The sequence below is a fragment of the Promineifilum sp. (SeqCode) genome (assembly GCF_041918635.1).
Classification (GTDB): domain Bacteria; phylum Chloroflexota; class Anaerolineae; order Promineifilales; family Promineifilaceae; genus Promineifilum.
The window spans coordinates 1-15,923 of the sequence record NZ_JAYRVJ010000660.1 but is presented as its reverse complement, the minus strand read 5'-3'; the positions used below and the strand labels follow the sequence as shown (position 1 = coordinate 15,923).

19 protein-coding genes are annotated in these 15,923 nt (G+C 64.2%); 6 read left to right on the top strand and 13 right to left on the bottom strand.

From position 1 onward, the window contains the following. Positions 1-314, top strand: a 314-nt coding sequence (locus tag ACE3UY_RS19415; RefSeq protein WP_374689131.1) for a RidA family protein, incomplete at its 5' end; no start/stop codon positions are given. A gap of 24 nt (positions 315-338) precedes the next feature. Here ACE3UY_RS19415 and ACE3UY_RS19410 read toward each other — a convergent pair. From ACE3UY_RS19410 to ACE3UY_RS19380, 7 genes are all read right to left on the bottom strand, one after another. After that, positions 339-869, bottom strand: a complete 531-nt coding sequence (locus ACE3UY_RS19410) for a DUF6886 family protein (RefSeq protein WP_374689130.1) — start codon at positions 867-869, stop codon at positions 339-341. Then, the gene (locus tag ACE3UY_RS19405; RefSeq protein ID WP_374689129.1) at positions 859-1,896 is read right to left on the bottom strand and encodes an aminoglycoside phosphotransferase family protein; all 1,038 of its coding nucleotides are present in this window, start codon (positions 1,894-1,896) and stop codon (positions 859-861) included. The genes ACE3UY_RS19410 and ACE3UY_RS19405 overlap by 11 nt, the downstream gene beginning before the upstream one ends. 66 nt (positions 1,897-1,962) lie before the next feature. Then, positions 1,963-3,678 carry a nickel/cobalt transporter gene (locus ACE3UY_RS19400; protein ID WP_374689128.1) on the bottom strand — a complete coding sequence of 572 codons (1,716 nt, stop codon included), beginning with the start codon at positions 3,676-3,678 and terminating at the stop codon, positions 1,963-1,965. A gap of 73 nt (positions 3,679-3,751) precedes the next feature. Then, positions 3,752-5,074, bottom strand: coding sequence for a tetratricopeptide repeat protein (locus ACE3UY_RS19395; RefSeq protein ID WP_374689127.1), 1,323 nt, complete (start codon positions 5,072-5,074; stop codon positions 3,752-3,754). Positions 5,075-5,169: 95 nt separating this feature from the next. Continuing rightward, positions 5,170-6,207, bottom strand: coding sequence for a DUF4331 family protein (locus tag ACE3UY_RS19390; RefSeq protein WP_374689126.1), 1,038 nt, complete (start codon positions 6,205-6,207; stop codon positions 5,170-5,172). Positions 6,208-6,566: 359 nt separating this feature from the next. After that, on the bottom strand, positions 6,567-7,475 hold the full coding sequence (locus ACE3UY_RS19385; RefSeq protein ID WP_374689125.1) for an anti-sigma factor domain-containing protein: 909 nt from the start codon (positions 7,473-7,475) through the stop codon (positions 6,567-6,569). 3 nt (positions 7,476-7,478) lie between these two features. Further along, positions 7,479-8,063: an RNA polymerase sigma factor gene (locus tag ACE3UY_RS19380; protein ID WP_374689124.1), complete on the bottom strand. Its 585-nt coding sequence runs from the start codon at positions 8,061-8,063 to the stop codon at positions 7,479-7,481. 139 nt (positions 8,064-8,202) lie between these two features. On the opposite strand from ACE3UY_RS19380, the gene ACE3UY_RS19375 reads away from it, so the two are divergent. Continuing rightward, positions 8,203-8,394, top strand: coding sequence for a glycine zipper family protein (locus ACE3UY_RS19375; RefSeq protein ID WP_374689123.1), 192 nt, complete (start codon positions 8,203-8,205; stop codon positions 8,392-8,394). A gap of 4 nt (positions 8,395-8,398) precedes the next feature. Here the strand turns inward: ACE3UY_RS19375 and ACE3UY_RS19370 are convergent, their stop codons facing one another. After that, positions 8,399-8,677, bottom strand: a complete 279-nt coding sequence (locus ACE3UY_RS19370; protein WP_374689122.1) for a hypothetical protein — start codon at positions 8,675-8,677, stop codon at positions 8,399-8,401. A 192-nt stretch (positions 8,678-8,869) separates the two neighbouring features. Between ACE3UY_RS19370 and ACE3UY_RS19365 the strand changes: the two genes are divergently transcribed. Both ACE3UY_RS19365 and ACE3UY_RS19360 read left to right on the top strand, forming a co-directional pair. Continuing rightward, positions 8,870-9,535 (top strand): histidine phosphatase family protein, encoded by a 666-nt coding sequence (locus tag ACE3UY_RS19365; protein WP_374689121.1) that lies wholly within the window; start codon positions 8,870-8,872, stop codon positions 9,533-9,535. 4 nt (positions 9,536-9,539) lie between these two features. Then, the gene (locus ACE3UY_RS19360) at positions 9,540-11,003 is read left to right on the top strand and encodes an MFS transporter (protein ID WP_374689120.1); all 1,464 of its coding nucleotides are present in this window, start codon (positions 9,540-9,542) and stop codon (positions 11,001-11,003) included. 27 nt (positions 11,004-11,030) lie between these two features. On the opposite strand, the gene ACE3UY_RS19355 is transcribed toward ACE3UY_RS19360, so the two are convergent. Together ACE3UY_RS19355 and ACE3UY_RS19350 are read right to left on the bottom strand one after the other, a co-directional pair. Then, positions 11,031-11,387 (bottom strand): nucleotidyltransferase family protein, encoded by a 357-nt coding sequence (locus ACE3UY_RS19355; protein ID WP_374689119.1) that lies wholly within the window; start codon positions 11,385-11,387, stop codon positions 11,031-11,033. A 61-nt stretch (positions 11,388-11,448) separates the two neighbouring features. Then, entirely contained in the window at positions 11,449-13,287 is a 1,839-nt protein-coding gene (locus ACE3UY_RS19350) for a DNA/RNA non-specific endonuclease (RefSeq protein ID WP_374689118.1), read from the bottom strand. A gap of 99 nt (positions 13,288-13,386) precedes the next feature. Here ACE3UY_RS19350 and folE point away from each other — a divergent pair, with 99 nt between their 5' ends. Continuing rightward, on the top strand, positions 13,387-14,040 hold the full coding sequence (gene folE / locus ACE3UY_RS19345; RefSeq protein ID WP_374689117.1) for a GTP cyclohydrolase I FolE: 654 nt from the start codon (positions 13,387-13,389) through the stop codon (positions 14,038-14,040). A 19-nt stretch (positions 14,041-14,059) separates the two neighbouring features. Here the strand turns inward: folE and ACE3UY_RS19340 are convergent, their stop codons facing one another. The 3 genes from ACE3UY_RS19340 to ACE3UY_RS19330 are packed head-to-tail and all read right to left on the bottom strand — an operon-like array spanning position 14,060 to position 15,417. Next, on the bottom strand, positions 14,060-14,185 hold the full coding sequence (locus ACE3UY_RS19340) for a twitching motility protein PilT (protein ID WP_374689116.1): 126 nt from the start codon (positions 14,183-14,185) through the stop codon (positions 14,060-14,062). Continuing rightward, positions 14,182-15,111, bottom strand: coding sequence for a DNA-3-methyladenine glycosylase (locus ACE3UY_RS19335; RefSeq protein WP_374689115.1), 930 nt, complete (start codon positions 15,109-15,111; stop codon positions 14,182-14,184). Before ACE3UY_RS19335 ends, ACE3UY_RS19340 begins: the two co-directional genes overlap by 4 nt. Positions 15,112-15,138: 27 nt before the next feature. After that, positions 15,139-15,417: a DUF5661 family protein gene (locus tag ACE3UY_RS19330; protein ID WP_374689114.1), complete on the bottom strand. Its 279-nt coding sequence runs from the start codon at positions 15,415-15,417 to the stop codon at positions 15,139-15,141. A gap of 122 nt (positions 15,418-15,539) precedes the next feature. Here ACE3UY_RS19330 and ACE3UY_RS19325 point away from each other — a divergent pair. Then, a partial coding sequence (locus tag ACE3UY_RS19325; protein ID WP_374689113.1) for a GNAT family N-acetyltransferase occupies positions 15,540-15,923 on the top strand: 384 nt, incomplete at its 3' end.

Below are 15,923 nucleotides of genomic sequence, written 5' to 3'. Positions count from 1 at the left end.
TCTACTGCTCCGGCCAGGTCGCCTGGGACGCGGACGAGGAAATCGGCGCGCGCGATGACCTGGCCGAGCAGACGCGCCGTGCCCTGCGCAATGTGGCGCGCGCCGTGGAAGCGGCTGGCGGGACGCTGCGCGACGTGGTTTCGCTGCGTATCTACATCGTCGGCGACCACATCCGCCATACGACGGCCATTCGCGAGACGCTGCTGGAGACGTTTGGCCCGCGCGACCAGCCGGCGGCGACCTGGATCGGCGTGGCGGCGCTGGCTAACCCCGATTTCGCCATCGAGATCGAGGCGGTGGCGGTGCTTGATTAACGTGGGGTGGTTTGCCAAATCGCCCTACGCCTGAGGCGCAGCGTTACGCATGCGAATGCACGAGTATTGCAATGTTGACGCCACCACCGCGTCGCGCAGCGGCCAGAGCGACGGGGTAAGACGCAGTTCCATGTCGCGTCGCGCCAACTCGCCCAGCAGGTCGTCTACGCGCCGGACGCCCAGCGGCGCGACCGGCTGCTCGCTGACGTAGTAACCCGCGCCGGCGTCTCGCACATGGAAGCTGTCGGCTGGAAGCTCATAGAGATAGTGCCTTGTCTGCCGAACCGCGTCGAGCCAGCCCGATTCGATAGCCACGACGTAGCGGGTCGTCGTCACGCCTAGCAAACGGGCCACGTCAGCCGGATCGCTCTCCGGCAACGCGTAGAAGGTCACCCGCGGGCAGCCGCGCGGCAGCAGGTAGTTGTGTAGCAACTGCTCGCCGATGGCCCACACGACCGGCCGGTCGAGAGGCGGGTCGCGCGGATCCGGCAGGCGCGGTTCAAACCGGGTGATGCCCGCTTCCTCACTGACGTGGAACAGTCGATCAACCGCCATCCAGCCCGTCCACTCGTTCCAGCAGCGCCCGCATCCAGTAGGCCACCCCGCGGGCGTAGCGCGCCCGCAGTTCCGCGCCGACTTCGTCGAGATACGAGCCGACCGCGTTGATCCACGTTAGCGCCCGAACAATCGTCCCTACAGCCAGCGCTAAGTCGAGCGCCCGCCGCCGTTCGGCAACTGCCATCGACACGTCCCAACGGCTCAGATAGACACCATACAGATGCTCGACAGTCACGTGGTCTGGCTGGATAGATGAACGGATCGGCCAGAAGCGTTGCGCCGACACCATCTGCACGAACGGGTGGCTGATACAAGCGTCACCGTAGTCGAAGAAGACGTAACTCGTGTTTTCGCCCAGCCGGACAAAGATATGCCCATCGTGCAGATCGTCATGCACCAGCGTGACGGGCGGGCCGGACGCCGCCAGTTCGGCGCAGACCGCCTCTACGCGCGGCAGCAGGGCGCGCAGTTTGGGCAGGTCGTCCGCCGTCAGAGCTTCAGGCGCATCGTGGAGTAAGCGCTCCGGCCGGGCCAATAGCTCCCGGTAGAGCGCGGGTAGTATCTCCGGCCGGCGGTCGGGGACACCTAGCGCCAACAGCCGGCCCACATCTTGCGATAGGTCGATCTGGAGATCGGCCAGCCGCCCCAGAACCATCGACCAATGCCGGGCGATATCGGCTACATCCTCCTGCAACACGTCGCTTAGAACCGGGCCGCCGTCGGGCATCAGCAGCCAGGCGCGCCCCAGGTCGGCGGCCAGCACGGGCAGCACGTCCCCCGGCCGGCGCTCGGCCAGATAGCACATGAGGGCCGGCTCGAACCCCTGCGACGGGGCGCACGCCTTGAAATAGACGTCGCCCGTCATCGTTGGAAAGCGGTAGACGGCCGACCAGGGCAGCACGCGGACTTCGGCCGGCGAGCTGGTTAGCGCGATGCCGCGTTCGGCCAGCTTCTGTTCGACCCACTCGGCCGTCGCGGCCAACCAGGTAGGGTCTTCACGTTGGCGGAGTAGATTCGCTGTCAAGGGCGCACCTCGGCCGCCGGTTAGGGCGGCCGAGTACTTTATTACGAGAGAGGAAGATAGGCAAGACTAAAGAACGCCCGCCTCCACCAGCGCCCGCACGGTGATCGCCAGACCCGCCAGCGTGATGAACGTTGCGCTGGCCATTGGCAGCAGGCGCGTCGTCAGCCGGCTGTGACGAATGGGTAGCCGCTCCAGGAAGCGCCCGGCGTAGACCATGATCAGGCCGATGCCGGACAGCACCCCGGCCAGTCCGACGCTGAAGGCCAGAATGAGCGCCAGCCCCACGCCGACCTGCCGCAGGGCGATGGCGCTCAACATCAACACGAGCGCCGAGGGGCAGGGCAGCAGGCCGCCGGAGATGCCCAACGCCAGCAGGTTGCGCCAAGTGAGCGCCTCATTTTTTGCCTCGCCGTCGTGATGATGATCGTGCTCGTGGTGGTGATCACGGCTGTGATGAGTATGTGCGTGGTCATGGGGCGCGTGGCTGTGGCCGTGGTCATGCGCGTGGTCGTGGTCGTCATGGATGTGGGCCGGAGCCAGCACGCGGGTCGCGCCGCCCGTCGCGACCCCGGCGAAGGCCAGCGCCCGCGCCGGCGCGATGGGCGTCGCCGGTTGTTCTTCCGGTGTATGGGCATGAACGTGCGCGCTCGGCCCGTGATGGTGACCATCCGGCCCGTGGGAGTGCCCCTTGCCGAAGTGGAAGTGGTAGGGTCCATGATCGTGGCTCTCGCCGCGGCGGTGGCTCAACCAGTGGCGCACGTGGCCGCGCAGGATGGACGCGCCGATGAAGACGACGAGCAGGCCCGACAGCACGCCCAGCCACGGATACAGCTTCTCCGGCAGGACGAACCGCGAGGCGAACAGCACCAGGAAGCCCAGCGCGAATACGCCGGCCGTGTGGGTGATGGTCGTCGTCAGGCCCAGGAAGAGGGCGTGCCGCGCCGTACCGCGCGAACCGACCAGGTACGCGCCGACGATGGTCTTGCCGTGGCCGGGTGTCAGGGCGTGGGCCGCGCCCAGGCCGACGGCCACCAGCAGCGCCGCGGCGATGGCCCCCGGCGTGTCCAGCGTGCGCGAGAGCAGGTTAGCGAACTCGTCCTGACTGAAACGGTTGGCTGCCGCCGTCTGCGCCGCGCCGACCGGTTGCACCCGTTCGGTCAGGGCCGCGCCCTGTGGCGTATAGCGCGCCTCGGCCCGGTTGACGCTCAATGGAGCCTGGAGCAGGTCGGCCGGGTAGTCGCGCAACTGGTTGCTGACGTCGGTCGCCGGGACGGTTGAATCGGCCAGCGCGCCTTCGCTCGCCGCCAGCACCACTTCCTGCCAGCCCAACCGTCCGGCGAAGTTGCTATCCTCATAGACCACGTCGCGCGCGCCCTCCGCCGCCGGCAGCGCCGCCGACAGCCACACCTCCAGCCGCAGCGTCTCCAAGCCGCCCTGGCCCGGCGGATAGCTGAGTTCGTGGCGATCCGGCTGCAAGCGCAGTTGCTCTCCACCCACGCTCAGCATCAGGTCCGCCGCCAGGGCCGGCACGGTTTCGGCCAACCAGGCTGACTCCTCAGCCGTACTAACCGCGCCATCGCCATCAGCGTCCATCGTCTGGCGCTCCTGAAAGGTGGGAATCTCGGCCATGTCCACGATGTAATGAACCCCGGCTGTCGCGCCCGCGAGCGTCACCGCGCTATAGCGGCTGATCGTGAAGTTGCCCAGCGGGTGGGCGCTGACCACACCGGCTACGCCGAGGATCACCAGCGCCACCACCACCGCCGCCAGTCGTCGAACCATGCGTCTTCTCGCCATCTTACCTACCCCCTCTACCTCTGAAATCTGCGTAATCCGCGAAATCTGTGGATTCTTCTTAATCTTCCAACGAGGCCAGCGTCTCGCGCACGACCTCGGCTTGTATCAAATCAAAGTGCGGGTTCAGTTCCAGCGCGCGGCTCAGGTAGTCGGCCGCTGCCTTGTCGTCCCCCTGCGCCGCCCGGATCAGGCCGGCGTGGTAGTACAAGGCAGCGTCCTGCGTGCCCAGCGCCAGCGCCTTGTCGGCCGCCGCCCGCGCCTTGTCGAGCCGGCCCAGGCGATAGAGCACCCAGGCCAGCGTGTCGTAGGCGTAGATGTCCTGGCGCGCGGCCAACTCGCCCTCGGCGTAGACCAGCGCTTTCTCCACCTGCGTATTGTGGTTGGCGAAGAAGAGCGCCATGTGCCGGTTGTAGAGCACCCCTTGTCCTTCATCCAATTCGTGAATGAGCGCCACCGTGTCGTACTGCATGCGTGCTGCATCCGTATTGCCGCGCAGTGCGTACAGGTCGCCCAAGAAGGCAAGAAAACCGGGTTGTGGCAGGCGTTCCACCAGCGCTTCGTAGTCGGCGATGGCCTCATCTAGGTCGCCCCGCGCCGCTGCAGCCTTGCCGCGCCCGGCCAGCGCCAGGTAGTAGCCCGGCAACGCCTCGTCCGCCTCGCGATACCATTTGGCTGCCCGCCGCACGTCGCCGCTGTTGAAGTACAGTTCGCCGAGCTGGAAGCGATACCAGGCCAGTTCCTCGCCCCCTAGATCGAGCACCACCATTTCGTCGGCGGCGCGCCGCATCCAGTCAATGGCTTCGTCGGGCCGCCCCCGCAGCCAGGAAAGACGCGACATCCGGCTGTAGACTGGCCCGCCTGGGGCCGCGTCGAGCAGCCGGCGGTAGGCCTGTTCCGCAGCCGCGTAATCGCCCAGTTCGAGATGCGCGTCGCCCGCCGCCGCCAGCGCTTGCAGCGAGTCGGGCGCGCCGGCCAGCGCTGCCTCGGCCGCCGCCAGCGCCTCGCCGAACTGGTGGTTGCTAATGAGGACGCTACCCAATAAGGCGCGCGCCGGCTCGTAGCGCCCGTTGAGTTCGAGCGCACGGTGTAGCGCCTCCTCGGCGCGGGTGTACGCTGCCGCGTCGCCCGTCTCGCGGCCCTGCATCAAGTAAGCGCGACCGAGGTTGGTCAGCGTGATGTAGTCCTGTGTGTTCGGGCGCAGCCGGCCGCTCCAGAAAGCGATTTGCTGATCGGGCGGCATGATGTCCGGCGCAGGCGGTTCCGCCGGTCCGAAGACAGCGTCCAGCAGGCCCATCCCCGCCACCTGACCGCGAACGAGCCAGGAGCCGGCCAGGAGCAGCATTGTGCAGAGAATCAGAAGAAACAGCTTACGGTTGTTCATCGCGACTACCTCGCGTCACGGGCCGGTCGGGCCGGCAGTTGACTGTTGGCCCGACCGGCTCTTGGTCAGAGGGCGACTCAGGCTCGCCGCGATCCTTAGTTCGGATCGGCCATGTAGGGGAACTCGTCCATGAACATATTGTCGTTGGCGTCGATGCAGTCGCTCGGAATGCCGCCGTTGGTGACGACGGTCAGTTCGAAGTCGATAACATCCTCCGGCAGTTGGCGACCGTTGAGCGTGCCGACGAACCCATCGGTCGAGGTCGTGTCCAGCGTCAGTACGTCGGGCAGCAGCAGACCGGTGATCGAGTCAGCTGTCGCCTGGTCGTAGCCACCGAGGGCCATCAACACGGCCGAGAAGCGCCCACCCCACCGGCTCAGGTCGTCCTTCGGCTCGGTGTTGTTGTAGGCGTCCTTATTGGCCGAGTCGATGAAGACGGTGTTCAGCGCCGGCTTGCCCATGCGGTCGAAGGAACGACCGTTGGTGGAGGAAGTGCGCGCCCAGACGTTGATCGTGTCGCTGTCGCCGACCAACTGCGCGGACGGAATCTCGACGACGATGCCCGTGACGTTCAGGCCGGCGAAGAAGTCGACGGCGTCGGCGTCGCAGAACGTCCGGCTGCCACCCGCGCCGCCCACCTGATCGCGGAACGCCTGCAAGTCGAAGAAGAACGGGTCATCGCGCAGGCCGGCGAAGAACTGGCCGCCGGTCTTGACCGGCAGCACTTTGTTGGTCATGCCCGCGGCGATGCGCCGCTGCTTACCCGTCTCCAGGTCTTTCCAATACAGGTTCAGTCGTTGCGCGCCGTTGGGCCGGGGCTTCTGCGCCCGCACCAGCAGCAGGATGTCGCCCTTATAGTCGCCGTCGTTGTCGATGACGATGTCATAGCGGGAGCCGGGGTTGGAGCGCAGCGTCGTCGGGCTGAGGACGCCGGCCGCCGGATTGACCGTCATCGCCAGCACGGTGTTTTCACCGTTGACGAAGGCATAGACGTCGTTGATGTCCAGCCGTCCATCTTTCTGGACAGCCGGCGCATCCAGGTGATCGGCCGCTCTCGCGCCGAACGCCGCCAGACCAAAGACCAGGGCCATTACTACCCCGGCCAAGACAAGGATCGATCGCATCTTTTTCATCTCATCAATCTCCTTCTGGCACCAAACCGTTATCTGAAATGGTCACATGGAATACTGAGTATCGTTATCGCCTTTCGAATGATCGGCCCGCTCATATCGTCTCTTTGGGGTGTTGTATCCTCCTTCGGCCTTCCGGCCGTGCAGAGCAAACGTGGAAGCTCCGGTGAAGCTTTTTCGTATGCTGTTGCCCGATGTTGCTACCCACATTACGCAGCGCCAGGACGGCTGCATTTCATCAGATGGGGAAATTGGTCGAATTGGTTCTGGTTCGCCCCAAGCCGCCAAATAAAAAGAGCGCGAGCCTGTTGGGCCGCGCTCTGCTCCAAGCGGTAAATTCAGGGCCAGACCGGCCGGTCTGGTTAGGAAACACCACCAAAGAGGATAATCTTGTCGGGCGTTGGCTGCTCGCTGCCCCCTTCTGGTTCCATGGAGACGCCTACCCCTTCGAGGGTGTCGAGGGTCATATCGGCGATGCGATGTGTTCCGACGCCACGCTCGTCCACAGTGAACAGCCCGGCGCTGACCAACGTCTGATCGATCATCAGCCATGCCTGATAGGTGGAGCCGGCCGGCAGCGGCGGCAAGTTGGCGACACTGAGCATCGCTTCGGACGTGGCCGGGTCGAACGTCAGCGTGCCCACGGCCGTGGGGTTCGCGCCGCTGGCGTCGCCGATGGCGACAGTCGTCATGCCGGGTTGCTGGTAATGGGCCAGTAAATCCTGACTGGCTGCCAGTTCGTTTCGGAGCGCGTCATTCTCGGTGCGCAGCACGCCCGCCTCGCCCTGTAACCGGGCGGTCTCGCCCTCCAACTCGACCACTCGCGCCTGCAAGTCGCCGACCTGGTCGCGCAATTGGCCCACTTGCCGCGACATCTGCCACAGGCCAAACGCGCCCAGCAAGAGAAGCAAAACCGCGAAGCCCAGAGCGCGGCCCACGTAGAAGCCCTTCAAGCCGCCCGGCCACCATCGTCGTTTGGCCGGAGCAGGGGTTGCGACCTGTCGGGCCGCAGCGCGCGGAGTCGCGACGGGCGCGGCGGGGCTCTCCGCTTCGATGCGGGCCATGAGCCGCTGTTTGACGACCGGGGAGGGGGTGATTGGCTCGAGATCGGCGACGAACTCGGCCGCGGCGCTCATCGCTTCCATCAGACGCGCCTGGGCCTCCGGGTTCCCGGCCACGTAACGCTCCACTTCTTCCCGCTCCTCCCGGCTCAGGGCGTCGAGGGCGTAGAAGGGGAACAGCTCTTCTTCGATCCGCGTATTGCGTTCCATTACTTACTCGTTCACCGCGCCTTCCAAGAACGACCGCAACTTTTGCAGGCCCAGACGGGCTCGCGTATGGACTGTGCCCAGTGGCAGGCCGGTTGCGCTGGCGATCTCCTGGCGCGTGAGCCCCTGGAAGTAAGCCAGTTCGAGGACGCGCTGCTGCTCCTCCGAGAGTCGCTCCAAGGCGTCCTGAAGCTGGCCGGCGGCGATAGCCTGCTCGGCCGCTTCCGGCACGCTTTCCTCGGCCACGGCCAACTCGACCAGCCGTTCTTCGGCCTCGTCGCGCGCCGCCTGTGGCCGCACATTTTGCCGCCGCAGCACGTCGAGCGCCTGCCGCCGGGCGATGCTGAACAGCCACGCTCGCAATGGCCCCTTGTGGGGATCAAATGTTCCCGCCTGGCTCCAGACGCGCCAGAACGTTTCCTGCAAGACTTCCTCTCCCACGGCTCGATCCTGGACGATCTTGACAGCGATGCCCAGGACGATGGGCGCGTGACGGTCGTAGAGGCGCTCGAAAGCCGCCGTGTCGCGCGCCGCGATACGGGCCATCAACTCCTCATCGGTTACACCCGCCACTTCCGCGCCTGTCGCCATAGGCTGCCAGGTATTGACCTATCAAGCGCTGTCGCTTCTACTTAATGATACGCAGTTGATCGAGTTCTGAATGTTAACGCAATTGGGTGATCTGCAAAATACCAGGAACGCGGTAGAATCGCGCGTGGAGTAAGACCCTATGAGCGATCAGAATCCCAAAGAGACAAAGCAAAGCGGCGGTCAGTACATGGGCCTCGGAATTGCCATCGGTATAAGCCTCGGCCTGATCTTCGGTCTGCTTATGGATAATCTCGCCATGGGCGTGGCTGTCGGCGCGGGCCTAGGTGTCGTCCTGGGCGCGATGTTCAACGCGCAGAGAAGGGGGAGTTGACGGTTTACTTAAGCCACATCTGATATGTCCCGCCTATACCCGCGCCGAGGGCCATGCCCGCTATCGCGCCAGCCAACATCATCACCGGCAGGTCGCCGGATTCATAGCCGAGCATGGCGCCCAGGATAGCACCGATAGCTAATCCGACGATCAGGCCGGCTATCAGCGGTTGGGTGTTGTGGGCCTGGCCATTGCGAGCCAGACCGAAACTGATTATCACGGCCAACGCCAGCGCGACCGCAATGCTCAGCGGAACGAAGACGATCCATTGTGGTATAGTCATGGCAATTGCCCCCATTTTCCCCTACAAACAGTATACCACAGACCTCACCCAGCGGATATGACCAACCGCGTCCGTTTTGCTAGACGTGGGTCGACGCTGCCTAGAGGATGCGCACTGCTGGCCGTCGCGGGAGGCGCAGGCCGTCAAATGATGGTACAGTAGCGATCATCAACCATTGGAGAAGGGTAGCCAATGCATTTGTATCTGATCCGCCACGGGCAAAGCTTTGTCAATTTGCGAGAGTGGACTGGCGGCAACCGCGATACGGGCCTGACCGACCTGGGACAGGCACAGGCTGCCGCGTTGGGCGCGTGGATGCCGACGGAGATCATCGCCGTGGACGTGCTCTATGCCAGCACCATGCAGCGGGCGCGGGAGACGGCCTCCTACGTAGCCGATGCCTACGGCATCCCTATCCAGCCCGATGACCGTCTGCGCGAGATAGGCAACAATCGCGCCGATCACCTCCCCTGGCCCAGCGACGACCTGCCGGAATATAGCGACTACTGGGGCAGCGAGCGGCCGTTTGCCTCGATTACACCCACGCGCGAAGGAGGCGAGAGCCTGATGCACTTCCGCACGCGGATAGGCTCTTTCGTAGAGGACATGATCGAGCGCCACCGCGACCAGGTTGTCGTGGCTGTCTGTCACGGCGGGGTGATCGAGTTGACGTTCGACCACATCTTCAACGTCGGCCCGTGGCGGCGGTGCGAAGTGTGGTGCCGCAACACGGGCATCACTCGCTTCGAGTACGTGGAGCATCCGCGCCGCGAGACGTGGCGGTTGCACTATCACAGCCGCTGCGATCACCTGCACGGCATCGAATCGGCGGCGGCCTCGATGACGCAGCAGGAGTAGGCAGGTGGCGCGAAACACAATCGAACAGCTCAAGCCGGAAACCGTCGCCACGCCCGTGGACTACAGCCGCAAATGGCTGGTCATGCTGTCCGTGGCGATGGGCATCTTTCTGGGCACGATTGACGGTAGCATTGTCAACGTGGCCCTGCCCACGCTTTCCACGGCGCTCGGCGCTGACTTTGCCACCGTGCAGTGGGTGGTGCTTGCCTATTTGCTGACCATCGCCACGTTGATGACGGTTGTCGGTCGGCTGGCCGATATGTATGGTCGCAAACGGCTGTATAACTCCGGCTTCGTCGTCTTTACCATCGGCTCTCTGTTGTGTGGGCTGGCTCAGACCGTCGGCCAACTGATCGCCGCGCGCGTGCTACAGGGCGTTGGCGGCGCTCTGGTGGTGGCATTGGGTATGGCGCTGGTCACCGAAGCCTTCCCGCCGAGCGAGCGCGGCCGGGCGCTGGGCATTGCCGGCTCCATCGTCTCTGTTGGCATCATCACTGGCCCAACGCTGGGCGGCATCATTATAGAGAACCTGTCCTGGCACTGGATCTTCTTTGTCAACGTCCCGATCGGCATTATCGGCACGGTGTTGGCGGCGCGCTTCCTGCCCAACACGCGCCCGCCCGGCGGCCAGCAGTTCGATCTGGGCGGCGCGGCGACGCTGTTTGTCTTTTTGCTATCGCTGTTGTTAGGGTTGACCGTGGGGCAGCAACAGGGTTTCACCAGCGGCACGGCGCTAGGGCTTTTCGTGACGGCGATAGTTTTCCTGATCGCTTTCATCGTGCTGGAACGCAGCCACCCCCAACCTATCCTCGCGCCGGAACTGTTCCGCAACCGGCTCTTCACCGTCAATCTGGTGACCGGCTTCTGCGTCTTCGTGGCGATGGGCACGAACCTGCTGCTGCCGTTCTATCTGGAGTCTGTCCTGGGCTATGGCGTGCAGCAAGTCGGTCTCATGCTGGCGGCGGTGCCGGTCATGTTGGGCATCGTCGCGCCCATCTCCGGCACGCTTTCCGACCGCTTTGGCAGTCGGCCTATCTCAGTCCTGGGTCTGGCCATGGTGTTTATCGCCTTTTTGCTCGTCAGCACGCTCACGACAACCACGTCGGTTCTCGGCTTTGTTCTCCGCATGGCGCCGCTGGGCATCGGCCTCGGCCTGTTTCAATCGCCCAACAACAGCGCCATCATGGGAACCGTGCCGCGCGAGCGGTTGGGCGTCGCGTCCAGCCTGTTGGCTACCACGCGCACGTTGGGCCAGACGGTCGGCATTGCCGTGCTGGGCGCGCTGTGGACGGCGATGGTCTTTCGCGCGGCGGGCGGAGCGGTGGTGGGTGGGGCCACGGCTGCGCCGATCGAGGCGCAAGCGGCCGGTTTGCGCGCCGCCGTGCTGATCGCGGCCGGTCTGGTGGGCGTCGGTCTGCTTATCGCCCTGTGGGTGTGGCGGCAGGAGTCGAGTGAGGCGGCGCGCTAGTCCACTGCTTACGCACGTCGGCGTCGATCAAGCTGTAGTTGCGCGCGTCCATCGAATGCCCTCCCTTCTGATTTTGTCGGCAAAATGGATCTGTTCCAGCGGCAGGATGTCGATATCCTGTCCTAGCCGGCGCGAGACTTCGGCGGCCATGTCGAAGAAATCACTTCGCCCCTTCCACTGAACGGCCACATCAATGTCCGACCCGGCGTGGTAGCGCCCCCGTTGGGCCAGCGACCCGAAGACGTAAGCTTCATCCACGCCGAACTGTGGCAGAACTTCCTGCAGAACGGTCAGCACAGTCGCCAGGGTGTCCACTCGCCGCCGTTCCCACTCGGCATGTCGTTCGGCCAGGGCTTGATCGAGAACCGAGGTGTCATATGGCATGTATTGATTATAGCGCAAGCTACAGCGAACATCGCGCCTGCGAACGGTAAGCCACGCCCGACTATAGTCGAATGTCGGTTGCTCCCCCGATCACCCGCGCCGCGCCTGCGCTTTCCACGTCCGATAGCGGGTCGCAGTCGCGCAGTTTGCCAAAGTCCAGCCCGGTGATGGCCTCTATGCGCGTCACCGGAACCTGATACGTCTTGTACGCATCTCCGTAGGCGAACTCCAGGTCTTCCAGCAGGTTCTTCTGGGTCTGGATGAAGCCGGTCGCGGCCAGCGTCCGATCCGCCTTGACCATGACGGCCACTTTCCAGAACTCGGCCGGCAACTGGTAGATGCCGCGGTACGGCATGTCGTCGGCGCGCAATACCGGCCCGGTGAACACTGACACTTTCATCTTCTCGTTTTCGGCGTTCACGAGGACGTAGTCCTCCAGGTCGTTCCAGATGCCCTTGTTGAACCGGCCGTGCTGCGGCGCGCAGTTGGTGAAGTGAAAGCTGTCCTCCTGAGCGGTAGGCGCCAACGGCCCCCAGACCGGATCGAGCCGCCGGACGAGATGCCCCCGATCCAGGTCATTGCGCTTGTACAGTTCCGGCCCGCTTTGGTGCTCGCGGGCGATGCGCGGGTCGAAGTACCAGACGTCGCGGCGGGTGAGGCTCCGATTAATCGCCCGGCCGTCGATATTCACCGCCGTATAGTAGGCGATGCGGCGCGACCGGCACATGACCAGCGAGAAGTGAACGTATTTCAGGACGTAGCCGTTGCCGTCGAGCAAGGGAGCGGCGTCGGCCAGCAGGGCGGGGGTCAGCTTGGGCAAGGGCACGCGCGGCCCCAGAAAACGCGGGTCGTATCCCTTGGCCTGGGTGAAGGCCTCGAGATCGCGCTCAACCGCCACTGCTTCGACCACCGGCCCGGCAATTCGCTGCGGCGCGGGTTGCCCGTCAAAAAGTTCATGGAGCAGCATTTGTTGTGCAGCGCTCAATTCGTCCGTTGCGGCCAGTGCCCGTAAATGGGCCACAATGCTGCTGACGCGCACGCCTTCATTGGCCGCATAGGCGATGCGATCCTCCCCCATCTCCGGCATCCACACCGCGCCATCGACCGACAGGATTTGCCCGGCCTCGTTCCGCTGCTTGACGCCAGCGTGGTGCAGTGCGACCACCTGCCATTGATCGTTCAGCACGGGCGAACCCGACGCGCCCGGATCGGTGTCGGTGGTGTAGTGGAGGTACGAGTCGAAGAGATCGACGATCTGGTTGTTGCGCAGCGCGATTTTCTTCGGCGCGCCTTCCGGGTGTTGGACGATGGCGACGTACTCCTTGAGCAGAACCTTGCCCTGCTGCTCAATGAGCGGCAGAAACCCGTAGTCGCTCAGACTCGTCTGGCCGTCGGTAGCCGTGCCGCGCAACGCGACAAGCGTGAAGTCAAGATCGTCGTCCGTGTAGAAGAAGCGGTCGGGTTCCATGCCGAAAATCACCGGCGGGCGCGGGGTGTAGGTCTCATCGTCTTCGTAGTCGAAGTCGATCAGGCTGCGGTGGGCATCTTCGGCCGTGGGCAGGACGTGGTTGTTGGTCAGCAGCAAATGGCGCGAGACTAGGAAGCCGGTTCCCCAATTTTGCACCCGGCCGCTCCGGTCGCGCACCTGGATGCGGCCGACGGCGCGGGCCGCGCGGCGGCCGATTTCTAGGAAGTTGATTTCCAGCAAGTCGCTCGTGCCCAGGATACGTTCGAGGGCCGATCCATCATCGGGGTGGAGCATTTCGAGGCGATTGTCGAAACGCTCCATCTCGGCCAGGTCAAGCGTTCCTTTGCCGGCCTGGTTGAGTTGGGCTTCCCGCTGGGCCTGCCGCGCTTGGAAGCGGGCGGCCGCGGCCTGATCGTGGCGTTCAACGCTCATGAGTGGTCTCCTGTGCCAGCCTGGTCTGAGCCGAACTACAGGCAGAATAGCGCAATCATCTGAGTGCCGCAAGCGCCGCGCGTGCTATAATGCGCCACTATGATCACTGAGGCTTTGCTAGACCAGACAAACGAAGACCCGGGCGGCGGCCTGGAAGATGGCCCCGTGTTGTCCGCCGGCTGCAAGACGATTGTGGCCAATGCCATTTCCACCATTCTCGAGGCGGTCGGCGAGGACCCGGAGCGCGAGGGGTTGCTCAATACGCCTAATCGCGTCGCCCGTTCCTATGACGAACTGCTGATCGGCTACAAGATCGATCCGGTGGCGCTGCTGAACAATGCGCTGTTCGACGTCACCTACAGCGAGATGGTCATCGTCACCGACATCGACTTCTACAGCCTGTGCGAGCACCACATGCTGCCCTTCTTTGGCAAAGTGCACGTGGCCTACATCCCTGACCGCAAGGTGATCGGCCTGTCGAAGATTCCGCGCGTGGTCGAGGTGTTTGCCCGGCGCTTGCAGATTCAGGAGCGCATGACGCGGCAGATCGCCGAGCTGATTGACGAACTGGTGAAGCCGCTGGGCGTGGCCGTGGTGGTTGATGGGCTGCACATGTGCGTGGCGATGCGCGGGGCGAAGAAGGCCAACGCTCGGATGCGGACGAGCGCCCTGCTAGGCACGTTCGCCGACAACCCCAAGACCCGCTCGGAGTTCATGGAGCACATTGGGCCGGTGACGCGGGCGCTGCTGTAGGGACATGGACACGACGGCGCTAAAGGTGCAAGACGTTCAGGCCGAGGTGCTCCTCGAACGGCGAAAAGTCGCGATCGGAGTGGAGCAGGGTGAATTCGTTGGCAATACAGTAGCTGGCGATGAGGCAGTCGATGGTGCTGCTCAAGCGCCGGGATCATCAAGCCACATCTCGAACCAGTAAGCTAAATAGCGCCAGCGCCCCCATTCATCGTAGACGGCCAGCATATCTTTCTCCGGCCGCCGCTCGCCGCCGAAGTAGCGCGCGCTGACGAAGTCGCGGAAGACGGTATCGTAGCCCACCTCGTCGTAACGGCCGATCAGCATGAGCAGGGTGGCCGCGGCGTAAGGCCCGACGCCCTTGATCGATAGAAGCTCCCGCTTCAGGTCGGCCGTCGGCAGCTCGCTGTGCAGTAGCCCCTCCAGGTCTAGCTCGCCGGCGGCGACGCGGCGGGCAAGTTCCTGCACGTATGGCCCGCGATAGCCGAAACGGGCCACCTCGGTGAAGGTCTCCGGCGGCGCGGCGGCCATCGCTTCTGGGGTGGGGAAGGCGCGTTGGGTCGGGTCACCGGGGAAGGAAGCGCCTAATGCGTCGACCAGCGCGCGCACCATGCGTTTCGTGCCGCCCCATTGGGTGTTGGTGGTGGCGATGGTCTTGACGACATCTTCGAAGAGCGTCGGTGAGCGCAACATGCGCCCCAGCCCGTCGCCGATCGCGCTCCATCGCCCGCCGCGTTGGGCGCAGAGGGCGTAGAACTCGCCGAACTCCTCATCCACGCGGAACATATGGCCGACCTTACGCGCGATCTCGGCCACGTCCGCCTCGTCGAGCGGGCTGGCGTGACTCACGTCAATCACGATAGCCGCGTTCGCCGTCTCGCCCCGTCCTGTGATGTCAAGCGCGACCACGCGGCCGGAGGCTAACTGCTCCACGCGGCCGACCGCCTGCCGCTCGGCGTCCCAGCTAGTGGGTGCAAGGACGGCCCAGCCATGGGAGAACGCGGCCGAGGCGAAGTGAAACGGCGGTGTGGGCGCAATTACTAGTTGTGTGGTTGCGGTTTCGGCCTGAGCCATTTATAGCGATGGATGCGCCGAACAACCTTACTCGCCTTGGCTGTCCCAAAAGGCTTCGGCGTCGCGTTCCATGATGAGGAGTCGGCTGTAGTAGTCGCGAATCTCTTTCAGGTGGGCCAGGGCGATCTTGCCCGTCATCATCTCATCATCGCCGGTGACGTTCGTCTGTGGGTCGTGAGCGCCGTGCTCCAACTCGACGGTCAGGCCCAGCCGGAACTCTTCTAGCGGATACTTGCTCCAATCAACACCGATCGCGTCGCCGATGCGGCGCGCCTCGTCCATTGAAAACTCGCGCTTGGCGGACATGGCTTGCTTGCTCCTTTGGGAAAAGATTAATCACCGCCTGTGGAATGGTTACAGTGTACCCGGTTTGAGAAACCGGCACAACGGCCGATTTCCTACTGCCTCACCCATGCTATTCTTTTTCCATGTTCACCGACATACGCCCTCGCTTCTTTCCGTGTGCGCTGGTCGCCAGCTTTCGAGCGCGGCCGGTGGATGTCGTCGAACTGGAGCCGATTTGGGCGCAGCACGCCGATCGCGCGGAGCGGTCGTTCGCTGAGTTGGGGAACTACGAACTGCCGGCCGAGCGCGAAGAGCGGGCTGCGCGGCTACGAGCCGTCCACGCTGCGACACATCATGAATACTTCCTGTTCGAGCGTGACGACGGCCGGCCGGCCGGTTGGTCGACCGGCTACCTGAACGACCCCAGCACCTACTTCATGGCCTGGACGGTTGTTCTGCCTGAGTACCGGCGACGAGGCATCTATGCCGCGTTCCTGGCTCATCTACTCCCTTATCTGCACGCGCTG

Bases quoted from the DNA above. Each gene is read 5' to 3' on its own strand.
- ACE3UY_RS19355 (WP_374689119.1), bottom strand. From the start codon at position 11,387: ATGCCATATGACACCTCGGTTCTCGATCAAGCCCTGGCCGAACGACAT.
- ACE3UY_RS19395 (WP_374689127.1), bottom strand. From the start codon at position 5,074: ATGAACAACCGTAAGCTGTTTCTTCTGATTCTCTGCACAATGCTGCTC.
- ACE3UY_RS19400 (WP_374689128.1), bottom strand. From the start codon at position 3,678: ATGGTTCGACGACTGGCGGCGGTGGTGGTGGCGCTGGTGATCCTCGGC.
- ACE3UY_RS19365 (WP_374689121.1), top strand. From the start codon at position 8,870: ATGCATTTGTATCTGATCCGCCACGGGCAAAGCTTTGTCAATTTGCGA.
- ACE3UY_RS19335 (WP_374689115.1), bottom strand. From the start codon at position 15,111: ATGGCTCAGGCCGAAACCGCAACCACACAACTAGTAATTGCGCCCACA.
- ACE3UY_RS19350 (WP_374689118.1), bottom strand. From the start codon at position 13,287: ATGAGCGTTGAACGCCACGATCAGGCCGCGGCCGCCCGCTTCCAAGCG.
- ACE3UY_RS19385 (WP_374689125.1), bottom strand. From the start codon at position 7,475: ATGGAACGCAATACGCGGATCGAAGAAGAGCTGTTCCCCTTCTACGCC.
- ACE3UY_RS19410 (WP_374689130.1), bottom strand. From the start codon at position 869: ATGGCGGTTGATCGACTGTTCCACGTCAGTGAGGAAGCGGGCATCACC.
- ACE3UY_RS19375 (WP_374689123.1), top strand. From the start codon at position 8,203: ATGAGCGATCAGAATCCCAAAGAGACAAAGCAAAGCGGCGGTCAGTAC.
- folE (WP_374689117.1), top strand. From the start codon at position 13,387: ATGATCACTGAGGCTTTGCTAGACCAGACAAACGAAGACCCGGGCGGC.
- ACE3UY_RS19380 (WP_374689124.1), bottom strand. From the start codon at position 8,063: ATGGCGACAGGCGCGGAAGTGGCGGGTGTAACCGATGAGGAGTTGATG.
- ACE3UY_RS19330 (WP_374689114.1), bottom strand. From the start codon at position 15,417: ATGTCCGCCAAGCGCGAGTTTTCAATGGACGAGGCGCGCCGCATCGGC.
- ACE3UY_RS19370 (WP_374689122.1), bottom strand. From the start codon at position 8,677: ATGACTATACCACAATGGATCGTCTTCGTTCCGCTGAGCATTGCGGTC.
- ACE3UY_RS19390 (WP_374689126.1), bottom strand. From the start codon at position 6,207: ATGAAAAAGATGCGATCGATCCTTGTCTTGGCCGGGGTAGTAATGGCC.